Source organism: Streptomyces sp. NPDC102437, from assembly GCF_044765565.1.
Classification (GTDB): domain Bacteria; phylum Actinomycetota; class Actinomycetes; order Streptomycetales; family Streptomycetaceae; genus Streptomyces.
Genome location: NZ_JBIWKI010000036.1, coordinates 57,002 through 67,822, shown reverse-complemented (window position 1 = coordinate 67,822; position 10,821 = coordinate 57,002). Strand labels below are relative to the sequence as shown.

8 protein-coding genes and 4 pseudogenes are annotated in these 10,821 nt (G+C 69.4%); 7 read left to right on the top strand and 5 right to left on the bottom strand.

Translation table 11 applies throughout. The features are described 5' to 3' along the window. The 3 genes and pseudogenes from ACIRJP_RS32740 to ACIRJP_RS32730 form a co-directional block, all read right to left on the bottom strand. Nucleotides 1-1,213, bottom strand: a pseudogene (locus tag ACIRJP_RS32740) (IS701 family transposase); the annotation flags it as partial. Nucleotides 1,214-1,235: 22 nt separating this feature from the next. Then, nucleotides 1,236-1,433: a hypothetical protein gene (locus ACIRJP_RS32735; protein WP_404182055.1), complete on the bottom strand. Its 198-nt coding sequence runs from the start codon at nt 1,431-1,433 to the stop codon at nt 1,236-1,238. A 274-nt stretch (nt 1,434-1,707) separates the two neighbouring features. Beyond that, nucleotides 1,708-1,974: a hypothetical protein gene (locus ACIRJP_RS32730; protein WP_404182052.1), complete on the bottom strand. Its 267-nt coding sequence runs from the start codon at nt 1,972-1,974 to the stop codon at nt 1,708-1,710. Nucleotides 1,975-2,250: 276 nt separating this feature from the next. On the opposite strand from ACIRJP_RS32730, the gene ACIRJP_RS32725 reads away from it, so the two are divergent. From ACIRJP_RS32725 to ACIRJP_RS32710, 4 genes and pseudogenes are all read left to right on the top strand, one after another. Then, nucleotides 2,251-3,489, top strand: coding sequence for an MFS transporter (locus tag ACIRJP_RS32725; RefSeq protein WP_404182049.1), 1,239 nt, complete (start codon nt 2,251-2,253; stop codon nt 3,487-3,489). 25 nt (nt 3,490-3,514) lie between these two features. Then, nucleotides 3,515-4,024, top strand: a pseudogene (locus tag ACIRJP_RS32720) (LysR family transcriptional regulator); the annotation flags it as partial. A gap of 295 nt (nt 4,025-4,319) precedes the next feature. Then, nucleotides 4,320-4,640, top strand: a complete 321-nt coding sequence (locus ACIRJP_RS32715; protein WP_404182046.1) for a LysR substrate-binding domain-containing protein — start codon at nt 4,320-4,322, stop codon at nt 4,638-4,640. Between the two features lie 381 nt (nt 4,641-5,021). Continuing rightward, a pseudogene (locus ACIRJP_RS32710) lies at nt 5,022-5,315 on the top strand (transposase); the annotation flags it as partial. Between the two features lie 157 nt (nt 5,316-5,472). On the opposite strand, the gene ACIRJP_RS32705 reads toward ACIRJP_RS32710, so the two are convergent. Beyond that, nucleotides 5,473-6,317 (bottom strand): IS5 family transposase gene (locus ACIRJP_RS32705; protein WP_404182043.1). Its coding sequence is split into 2 segments (ribosomal slippage): nt 5,473-5,921 and nt 5,921-6,317, totalling 846 coding nucleotides; the frame shifts between segments, so codons are not numbered across the junction. A gap of 260 nt (nt 6,318-6,577) precedes the next feature. On the opposite strand from ACIRJP_RS32705, the gene ACIRJP_RS32700 reads away from it, so the two are divergent. The 3 genes and pseudogenes from ACIRJP_RS32700 to ACIRJP_RS32690 all read left to right on the top strand — a co-directional run. Beyond that, complete coding sequence (locus tag ACIRJP_RS32700; RefSeq protein WP_404182040.1) at nt 6,578-7,006, top strand: response regulator transcription factor; 429 nt, start codon at nt 6,578-6,580, stop codon at nt 7,004-7,006. A gap of 150 nt (nt 7,007-7,156) precedes the next feature. Further along, nucleotides 7,157-8,152, top strand: a complete 996-nt coding sequence (locus ACIRJP_RS32695; RefSeq protein WP_404182037.1) for a helix-turn-helix domain-containing protein — start codon at nt 7,157-7,159, stop codon at nt 8,150-8,152. A 300-nt stretch (nt 8,153-8,452) separates the two neighbouring features. After that, a pseudogene (locus tag ACIRJP_RS32690) lies at nt 8,453-9,252 on the top strand (IS5 family transposase); the annotation flags it as partial. Between the two features lie 799 nt (nt 9,253-10,051). On the opposite strand, the gene ACIRJP_RS32685 reads toward ACIRJP_RS32690, so the two are convergent. Continuing rightward, a complete protein-coding gene (locus ACIRJP_RS32685; RefSeq protein ID WP_404182034.1) occupies nt 10,052-10,795 on the bottom strand; it encodes an SDR family oxidoreductase in 744 nt (247 codons plus the stop codon). Nucleotides 10,796-10,821 lie beyond the last annotated feature (26 nt).

Here is a 10,821-nt window from a genome sequence, read left to right as displayed (position 1 = left end):
AGGCGTGGGCGACCGAGACGAGGGTGACGTGGTGGTGCCAGCCTGGCCAGGTTCGGCCTTCGAAGTGGGCCAGGCCCAGGGCCTGTTTCATCTCGTGGTAGTCGTTCTCGATGCGTCAGCGGAGCTTCGCGGTGCGCACGAGGACGGGCAAGGGGGTGGCCTCGGGCAGGTTGGAGAGCCAGAACTGCACGGGCTCGTCCTGGTCGGCGGGCCATTCGGCCAGCAGCCAGCGGACCGGAAGCCCGCTGCCGGCCGTGGCCTTGCCGATCTCACGTCCGGCGGGCCGGACCCGCAGGGCCACGAAGCGCGAGTACATGCGCTTGTACCCGCTGCGGCCGCTGCCCGGCCGCGATCCTTCCCTCCACTGCACCGGCCGCGCGGTGTTCTTACCGGCCGCGATGACCAGGCTCTTCACCTGCTGGGCCGGCTCGGGGTAGGCAGGAACCGGCCGTGGGCCGCGGCCTGTGTAGGCCGGGGTGCAGGGCTGTGCGTCCTCGGGTTGCGCGGTGGTCGTGGTCGAGATGCCCACCACGTACTCGAGGCTGCGTTCTTCCAGGCCGAGCCGGAAGGCAGCGGTGTCCCCGTAGCCGCCGTCGGCGATGACCTGGGGCACCTCGATGCCCCAGGACCGCGTCTCGTCGATCATGTCGAGGCCCAGCTGCCACTTCTCGACATGTCCCACCCGGGCGGGAATGGCACACTTGTCACGACGGGCAACCTTGGCCCGGTCGGCCTTGGGCGAGGCGGGATCCCAGCTCCCGGGCAGGAACAGACGCCAGTTCACCGCCGCCGAGGCGCCGTTGGAAGCCAGGTGCAGCGAGACTCCGGCCTGGCAGTTGGTGACCTTGCCCGCGGTGCCGGTGTACTGCCGGGTCACGCACGCCGACGCATCCCCGTCCTTGAGGAATCCTGTGTCATCGATGACCAGCGCGGTGGGCTTGACGACAGGCTGCATGCGCCAGGCCAGACGGGCCCGCACATGCGCCGCATCCAACGGGCTGGAAGAGACGAAGTGCGCCAGGGCCTGCCGGTTCCCGTCCTCGCCCAGACGGGCGGCCATCGGCTCCACCGACTTGCGCCCACCGTCCAGCAACAGACCCCGCAAATAGACCCCGCCCCACCGCCGCTGATCCGCCCGCGCGAACGGCTCGAACGTCTCCGCCGCGAAGTCCTCCAGATCACACCGGACCGCAGCCAACTCCCCACTCAGCACGTCCTGTCAACGACACGACCCATCAAGAAGCGCCGGGCAGCAGTGGAGTGAGCGCGGCCAGCGCGGCCAGGAATCTGCGGTGCACGGCGTGGAGTTGGAGGGCGTGACCGTGGGTGAACCGCTGGATGTCGTGGTACGGACCGGGGACGGGGACGGGGACGGGGACGGGGACGGCGGGCGGCGGGCGGCGGGCGGTGTCCCGGTCACCGCGACCGCGCACGTGTCGACGATCCGGTGGGCGATGGGCGACGGCACCAGGTCACCTGCCGCGGTCCCGGCACTCCGTACACCCCTGACCGCGGCAAGTCCCCGTCCCTGGGCTGCGGCCACCGCTACGAACGCACCTCGGCCGGCCACCCGGACGGTCGCTGCAAGAGCACCGCCACCGCGACCTGGACCGTCACGTGGAGCGCCCCCGCCCTCAACGATGGCGGCACGTTCACCGAGGCCCGAACAGACCGCGTTCACCGCCGCGGTGGGCGAGTTCCAGGTCCTCAACCAGGACTTGTCCGGTCGATCATGTACGCAGCCAGATGATGAGGGCTGCGGCGGTTGCTGTGCCGAGGTAGACGTAGCCACGCTTGTCGTAGGGGTGGCCACGGCACCCAGGCCGCCAGCGTGCTCTTGCCGACTCCGGCCTCGCCGCGCAGCAGGACGGTGGATCCACTCGCGTCGTCCTCGGCCTGGACCAGCGCCGGGGTCAGCAGCTTGGTCTGCGGCTGCCGACCGACCAGGACCGGAAACCGCCTGTTCTCCGCCACTGGTTCCTCTCCCTCGCGCCGGCCGATCCGCTCACCGGGCATCCATGGTTACCGCCGCCCCAGAACTCGTTCCCGCGCGGTGGTGCGGCCCCGACCGTACGGAAGCCTCGAGTGGCCATCTCCAAATGAGATGACTGACATTCCAAAGCATCTCCTCAGGCAGGGAAGCGGCGGGGGCGCGGCATTGCTGATGTCTCCGTGACGGCAGCGAGGAGGCTCTCGTCACCGCCCGCCCGCGCCGGTGAACGCCGGCCCGTCTGTTCCGAGAAGGTGCACATGTCCACCTCGTCCGACCTCCGGACCTCTCGCCGGTCCGCGACCGCCACCACCCCGCACGGCGTGCCGGGCTGGCTGATCGCGCTGCTGGCCGTCGCCTCCGGCATGACGGTTGCCAACCTGTACTACGCCCAGCCCTTGCTCTCCACGCTGGGCGGCGTCTTCCACACCGGCACCGCCACCACCGGGGCCCTGATCACCCTCACCCAGGTGGGCTACGTGATCGGCATGCTCTTCCTCGTCCCGCTCGGCGACCGCCTGGAGAAGCGCAACCTGGTCACCGCCCTGCTGGCGGTCACCACCCTCGCCCTCCTTGCGGCCGGACTCGCCACCAGCTTCCCGATGCTGCTGATCGCCTCGCTCGTCAGCGGGGCCACCTCGGTCGTCGCCCAGATCCTGGTGCCGTTCGCAGCGAGCCTCGCTCCCGACCACGCCCGCGGCCGCATAGTCGGCCGGGTGATGAGCGGTCTGCTCACCGGCATCCTGCTCTCCCGCACGCTGAGCAGCCTGGTCTCCGACCTCGCCGGCTGGCGCACCGTCTTCCTCGGTTCCGCTGCCCTGATGGCCGTACTCGCCGTGGCCCTGCGCGCGGCCCTGCCGAAGCACCCGCCGACCACCACCATCCCGTACCACCACGTGCTGCGCTCCACCGCACGGCTGGTGCGCACGCATCCGTCGCTGCTGCGCCGCGGTCTCTACCAGGCGGCGATGTTCGGCGCGTTCAGTGCCTTCTGGACCACGGTCTCCTTCGTCCTCACCGGTCCCGTCTTCCACTACTCCGCGGTCGGGGTCGGTGTGTTCGCCCTCGTCGGCGCGGCCGGAGCGGCCATCGCCCCGTTCGCCGGGCACTGGGCCGACCGCGGTTTCGTCCGGCCCCTGACCGGTGTCGCCTTCGTGGTCGCCGCCGTGTCGTTCGCGCTCGCCGGGTTCGGCGGGCACAGCGTCATCCTGCTCGCCCTCGCCGCCATCCTCGTGGACATGGCGGTCCAGGCGACGCTGATCCTCGGCCAGCACACCGTCTACCAGCTCGACCCCGCTGCCCGTGCCCGTCTCAACAGCGCTTTCATCGCCATGTTCTTCGCGGGCGGAGCGGCCGGCTCCCAGCTCGGCTCCGTCGTCTACCACGCGTGGGGGTGGTCCGCCCTCACCGCCTTCGGCGCCGCGCTGCCGCTACTCGCCCTCCTCTACTGGCTCACCGAAGGTCGGCGCACGATGCCCGGCCCGGCCACGGAGGCGTGACGGGCGCAACCGCCGTCCGCATACGATGCCGGAACGGTCGAGGCCGCCGCCTTCGCGCCAAACGGAGCGCGGCTCAACGGGAGTGATGATGGATCTGCGGCAGATGGAGGTCGTGGTCGCGGTGGCGGACACAGGCGGCTTCACGGCGGCGGCACGGCGACTGCACGTGGTCCAGTCCTCCGTGTCCGGTACGGTCCGCGCCCTCGAACGCGAACTGGGCACCCCGCTGTTCGACCGCACCACGCACCGCGTCGCCCTCACTCCGGCGGGCGAGGCGTTCGTCCCCGCCGCTCGGGCAACGCTCCGGGCCGCCGAACAGGCCCGGGAGGCGGTAGACGCCGCCCGCGGCCAGCTGCGCGGGCGGGTCACGGTCGGCACCATGCAGGGGGTCTGGGCCGGCCTCCACCACGCCCTGGCCGCCCTGCGCGCGGAGCATCCGGGTGTGGTCGTGCAGCTGCGCCAGGCCGCCGTCGCCGACATCCGGCAGGCACTGCGCGAGGGCACCGTGGACCTGGCCGTGGTGGCGCTCGACCGCCAGCAGCAGCGCGGCCTGACGACCCGGCTGCTGTCCCGTGAGGACATGGTGCTGCTGGCGTGGGGGCGCGGGGGGGGGGCGGGGGGGGGGCCGGGGGGGGGGGGGGGGGGGGCCCGCCCCCCCCCCCCCCCGCCGGGGGGGGTTACAACCCGCGGGGGCCACCCCGAAGCGGGGGGGGGGGGCGCTCGCCCCCCCGCCGCGGGGGGCCCGCCCGCCCGGGCGGGGGCCCGGTGTGCACTGGGGGGGGGGGGCGGCCCCCGGGGGGGTCCGCGCGGGGGCGACGCCGGGCGGCGAGGTGCGAATCGCCGACATCGCCGCGCTGCCGCTGGTGGACTTCACTCCCGGCTGGGCCATCCGCTATGCGGTCGACCGGGCCTTCCGGGCCGCCGGTGTCGACCGCAGCACCACGTTCGAGGTCAACGACATCGTCGCGGCGGCCGAACTGGTCCGCAACGACCTGGGTGTCTGCGTCATGCCCGGGTCGATCGCGGACCGCTTCCCCGATCTTCCCCAGTACCGCTTCAACCGCCACGCCCCGCATTGGAAGATCATGGTGGTACGGCCGCCCGGCGAGCCGTCACCAGCGGTCGCCGCGCTGCTGCGGCACATCACCTGATACCGGGACGGCGAGGACGGCTCCGTCCCCGTGGCGCGTGCGTGCCCCCGTCGGCCCGGCGTCCCTGCGTCGGGTGCGCGGCACGCGGACGGAGTTGACCGACGCCGGTTGGCAGGCGAGGGCCAGACCGAAGGGAGAGGAGTCCTCACGGACAGGCCCTCGTCCTCGCTCAGCGCGGCCGTCGCTGGCCCAGAGACGGGTGATGTCCAGGCCGGCTCTTGGCGACGTATTCCTGCGGGTCATCGCGCACTTCGTCGGGATCCCAGCAGAGCCGGCTCAGTAGGTGCTGCAGTCCGGCCGGGGTGCGGTGACCAGCATGCTCGGCTAGGACTTGTCCGGTCGCTCATGTGACTACTGCCTGTCGGTGTCGTTGATGTGGGCATGGGGCGGGGCGATCTACAGATGCCGAGTGGGAACGGCTGCGGCCGTTTTTGCCGGTCAGTAACAGGCGTTGTGGCAGGGGGCGGGACCATCGGCAGGTGATCGACGGGATTCTGCACCGGGTGCGGACCGGGGTGCAGTGGCGTGACCTGCCCGAACGGTTCGGGCCATGGAAGACCGTCTATCCACCGGTTGTGGTCCGCGGACGGCACATGGGAGCGACTACTCCAGCAGGTCCAGGACCAGGACGACGCGGCAGGTGAGATCGACTGGGACATCGCGGTCGACTCCACCGGTCTGGGCCGAGTTTCCCGAACTCGGCCGAGAACTGAGCGAGATCGTCTCGAAGTTGGCTGGCCTACCCCCTGACCTGCAACAGAAGGTTGAGCACTTCCTGGCTCCATAGAACACCGCCGCAGGACGTTCCCCATGGAAGGAACTGCCGGCGTATCTACGGAACGTCTCGCAGGAGCAAGCGCGGGCCGGGACGCGTCGCTGGTCGGCCACGGGTGAGTCGGCGGACCATGATGCCGATCATTGCCCAGCGGATCATGGTCTCTGAGTGAGCCGTGCTGGTCTCGTAGTCACGCGCAAGACGACGGTGGGCGGTGAGCCACGAGAAGGTGCGCTCGACGGCCCATCTCTTGGGCTGGACCTGGAATCCACGCTGGTCCGGGGCCTTGCGCACGATCTCCAGCTCACGGCCGAGGACCGTGCGTGACCACTCCACGAGGCGGCCGGCGAAGCCCTGGTCCGCCCAGATCTTCTGCACGCCCGGATGGTCCAGGCGGGTCCACAGCAACGAACGCTTCGCGCCGTCGCGGTCCTGGATGTTCGCCGTGACCACGTGAACCGCCAGCAGCAGGCCCAGGGTGTCCGTGACGATGAACCGCTTCGTCCCTTCACCTTCTTGCCCGCGTCGAAGCCGCGGGTGTTGGCGGGGACGGTGTCGGCCGTGCGCACGGACTGCGAGTCGATCAGCCCGGCGCTCGGCTCCGCGCTACGGCCGTCAGCCTCACGAACCCGGCCGCGCAACGTGTCGTGGACCCGCTCAATAGTTCCGTCGTCGTGCCACCAGGTGAAGTACCAGTACACAGTGGGCCAGGGCGGAAAGTCCTTCGGCAGCTGACGCCAGGCACACCCGGTCCGCACCACATAAAAGATTGCATCCACGATCCGCCGACGTGGGTGCTTCTCCCGCCGCCCGCCCTTCGGCCCGACCCTCGCCGCCGGCAATAGCGGCTCGACCAGAGCCCGCTGCTCATCCGCCAGATCCGACCATGCCTGTGGAGGCATGGTCGGGGTGCTGACATCCCCTCTGCGCACCCCCTGCCGCCTGAACTACCGAAATGGAGAGGGTGGGGGCGGGGCGGGCGGAGCGCCTCGGGGGTCGGCGGCCGGCCAGTCCCTCTCGCGCGTCGGCGGGGCCGCGCGCGGGCCGGGCCTGGTGCCCGGCCGTTTCCGAAGCGGGGCCGGAGCGTGTAGGTGTACGGCGGCCCTGGGCGTCAGGCAGGACGTTCATCACCGTCGTGAGGATGATCAAGGAATGCGGATGCATGAGGATGACTTCGACCCCCATGACCGACCACGATGTCGTCACCGAGCCGGTGTTGGACGCCGGACGCAAGCTCGCGGCCACCCGTAAGTCCGAGGCGGTGCCGTACTTCGAGACGGCCCTCGCGCTCTACGCGCGAGCGGGCGCCGAACGGGACGCCGCACGCGTCCGTCGGCGCCTGCGGGCCGCCGGCGTCCGCCGCCGGCCCTCGACGTCCGGACTCTCCGATGCATGGCCCGAGCTGACGGCCGCGGAGCTACGGGTGGTACGGCTCGTGGCCCGAGGGCTGACCAACCAGCAGGTGGCCGAGCACCTCTCCCTCTCACCGCACACCGTGAGCTCGCACCTGCGCCGGGCCTTCACCAAGCTGGACGTCACCTCGCGCGCCGAGCTGACCCGGCTGGAGAAGCATCGCGACAGCGGAGAGTAGTTGCTTCGTACCCCACGCAGGCGTCATGGAAATGGACGATTCATGCGATGTGCCGACGTCGTCGTTTCCTCAGACTGATCAAGAACCGCGGAATGCAGAAGTCCGCGGGGATCTTCAATCGAGCGCCCACGACGTCCAAGGAGGAAGTCCGTGCCCACTGTTCTCTCCACCGAACCGCTGTCAGCTGCTGACCGGGCGGAGCGCTGGCATGAAGCGGTTTCCGGAACCTTTATGCCGATGGATGTGAATCTGCTGGAGAAGGAGCCGTCGCCCGGAAAGATCGTCAGCAGCCAGCTCGGCACCCTGCAAATCTCCCGCGTCAAGGCGGGACCACAGGTAGTGAAGCGCAACAAGCGCCACATCTCCCGCGACGACCCGAAGTCACTGATCGTCAGCCTCCAGCATCAGGGCACCGCGACAAAGGAGCAGGACGGGCGGGAATCCGTGATAGGGCCGGGAGAATTCTCCATCAGTGACTCGTCCCGCCTGTTCAGGATTAAAACCGAAGGAGAATTCGCTTTCACCTCCTTCCATTTCCCTCGCGAAGAACTTCAGGTGCGGGACGAGGATCTGCAGGCATTGACTGCCACCACCTTCACCAGCGAGGAGGGCAGCGCCGCACTCGTGGCGACCTTTCTTGCGCGCATGGCGCGCGAAGCTGAGGGTTTGGACGATGGTGTCGGCCGCCGGGTCGCCGCCACCGCGCTCGATCTGATGGTGCTGCTCATCGACGAGCGCCGCGGACGCTCTGCTTCCGAGGGCTCGCATGTCGCCGCCGCCTCTCTTGAGCGTGTGAAGGACCACGTCATGCGCAACCTCGGTGATCCAGACCTGTCACCGTCCAGGATTGCCGAAGCGCACTTCATGTCGGTCCGCTACCTGCACAAGCTGTTTCAGCTTGAAGGCACGACCGTGGGCGGCTGGATCCGGACGCAGCGACTTGAACGGTGCCGCCGGGAACTCCTCCGGCCCATGGCCAGGGAGGTGGGGGTGGCGGCAGTCGCCCAGCGCTGGGGTTTTGTGAGCCCCAGTCATTTCAGCCGGGTATTCCGCGCGGCCTACGGTATGACGCCCCGTGAATGGCAGCTCCAGGGTCGGTCCGGAGCACACTGCGGAAAAACCGACAGTGCACCGACGGAAAAGTAACCAATGGCGGCAGCCCATAGAGCTCGTAACGCGATCTTTTGGTTTAGCGCTGGGCGTGTCCGGTGTGACGATGTGAGGTTCAGGGAAGGCGCCACTGGGGTGTTCGGGTTTCCTCGCCGCTGATGCGGGGTTGTTTTTGTGCTGGTCGGTGGGTTTTTCAGGTGGTTGATCTTGGTGGTGGTGTTCCGGATTCGGTGGTGGTGTGAGATCGGGTCTGTGAGTGGTGTGTTCGTCGAATCCTCCTTTGCGGCGCGTTCTTTGGAGGGCATCTCATTTGGCTGACTCGGTAGTCTGTTGGTCATGGCGGGGATCGTTGAGCGTCTGGTGCCGGACGAGTTGTGGGAGCTCTTTCAGCGGGTGGTGCCGGAAGCGCCGTCGCGGCCTCAAGGGGGTGGCCGGCGTCGCCACGGTGACCGGGAGGTCCTGGCGGCGATCGTGTTCGTGGCCACGTCGGGCTGCACCTGGCAGCAGTTGCCCTCGACATCGTTCGGCCCGTCCGGAGCAACTGCTCACCGCCGGTTCGCCGAGTGGACGAAGGACCGGGTCTGGGCCGGGCTCCACCGCCTGGTCCTCGACGAACTCGGCTCCCGCGGCGACCTGGAATGGTCGAGATGCGCGATCGACTCGGTGAACATGCGGGCCCTGAAAAGGGGGACCTGACAGGCCCGAATCCTGTCGACCGGGGCAAGTACGGGTCGAAGATCCATCTCATCACCGAGCGGACCGGTCTGCCCCTGTCCGTCGGCATCTCGGGCGCCAACCTGCACGACAGCCAGGCCCTGATTCCGCTGGTGAAGGGCATACCGCCGATCAGGTCCCGCCGGGGCCCACGACGGCGCAGGCCCGGCAAGCTCCACGCCGACAAGGGCTACGACTACCGCCACCTGCGGCAATGGCTCTCGGGTCGAGGCATCCGGCACCGCATCGCCCGCAAGGGCGTCGATAGCTCGCAGCGGCTCGGACGGCACCGCTGGACCATCGAACGGACCATGGCCTGGCTCGCCGGATGCCGTCGACTCCACCGCCGTTACGAACGCAAGGCCGAACACTTCCTCGCCTTCGCCAGTATCGCCTGCACCCTCATCCGCTACCGCAGACTCCGTGATCTGGCCTGCGGTGCTGCCCGCATGTTCCGAAAGACGCACTGGGGCCTCCGCGAGAGCGCAGATATCTGATCACGACTTCCCGAGTGCTCACCGCCGTACTGGTTCTGCAGCAGGATGTCGCTGCCGTAGGTCAGGTCGGTGGCGGCCTTGGCCCCTACAGCCGTGGCCGGGACGGAGAGCGAGGCGGTGACGGCGGCGAGGGCCACTGCGGTGGCACAGGCTGCCAGGCGCTGCCCCATGGTACGGAACACAACATCCCCTTCATTGCTACTTGTTAAGAATTGATCACTTTAAGTGAGTGAAGTGGATGGGTTGAAGCCGCCGGACCGTAACGCTGGAGGCAGTTAGTTTCGGTGCTGGGTGGTGTACGAGCCGGGCATTGATAGTTGACTGAGACCAGCAGCCCCCGCTGCGCGGCCACCAGCTGCTCCCACCCGAACCGCTGCGCCGTGACCCAGCGTCCGAGGTCCTCGCCCTGGACGACGATGTCGCTCGCGACCGCCGGCACCGGGGCACCGGCCTGGACGCGGTTCTGGACGAGGCGGTAGCACCGCTGTCACCCAGTGGCCCAGGCAGGGCACCACCCCGGGTCGAGCGCGTCCAGCTTGTTCCGCCGCGCCTCGGCCATCGGCCCGGTCGCCGACAGCACGGGACGCCCGGCCGCACGCAGCTCCTCGTTCTCCCGCGCCCTACGCGCCGCCGCCCTCGCGTTCTTCGCCCACACAGCAATCGGATGTCCCTCCCACATCGCGGTGGTCGAGGGAGGAAGTGGCCGTGGACCGCGGCCCTTCCGTCAGGCGAGCCGGCCGCCGCCGTCAACATGCAGCACGGTGCCGGTGACGTATGGATTGTCGATGGCGTAGAGGACAGCCTTGATCAGGTCGTCCGGGGTTCCTACCCGACGTGCCGGGTTGCGCTCGGCGATGGTGCGTAGGAATGCCTCCTTGTCGGCGCCGAGGCCGTCCCAGGAGCCGGTGTCGACGATGCCGGGGGAGACCGCGTTGACGCGCACAGGAGCGATCTCCACCGCGAGGGCCTGGACCAAGAAAGCCAGTGCCCCGTTGGTCGTGGCCATCACGGTCCGGGCAGGGGAGGGACGCCAGGCAGCCACCCCGGAGAAGAAGGTGAACGACCCGCTCTCGCGGGCCTGGCAGGCCAGGTGCTTGGCGAGCAGCAGCGGGCCGATCACCTTGGCGGCGAAAGCGCGCTGCACGTCGGTGAGATCCAGTTCGGCGACCGGGCCATTGGCGGGCATCGCGGCGGTCGAGACCAGATGGTCGAAGCGGCCGACCCGCTTGGCGAGGGCGGCGATCGAGGCCTCGTCGGCAAGGTCGACCGGGACCACCTCGGCCGGATCGGCCAGCTCGCCGGCAGTCCATTCGAGCTTGCGGGGGTCGGGACCGGCGAGTACCAGGTCGGCACCGGCCACCGAGGCGGCCTGGGCCAGCAGGCGGCCGGTCCGTGAGCCGGCGCCGACGATGACCAGGCGCTGCCCGCCGAGAGTCGTTGCAGATGCAGGGGTTTCTGTGATTGCCATGCCTTGACCTTCTCCCGTCGGCATGC

Bases quoted from the DNA above. Each gene is read 5' to 3' on its own strand.
- ACIRJP_RS32725 (WP_404182049.1), top strand. From the start codon at position 2,251: ATGTCCACCTCGTCCGACCTCCGGACCTCTCGCCGGTCCGCGACCGCC.
- ACIRJP_RS32700 (WP_404182040.1), top strand. From the start codon at position 6,578: ATGAGGATGACTTCGACCCCCATGACCGACCACGATGTCGTCACCGAG.
- ACIRJP_RS32685 (WP_404182034.1), bottom strand. From the start codon at position 10,795: ATGGCAATCACAGAAACCCCTGCATCTGCAACGACTCTCGGCGGGCAG.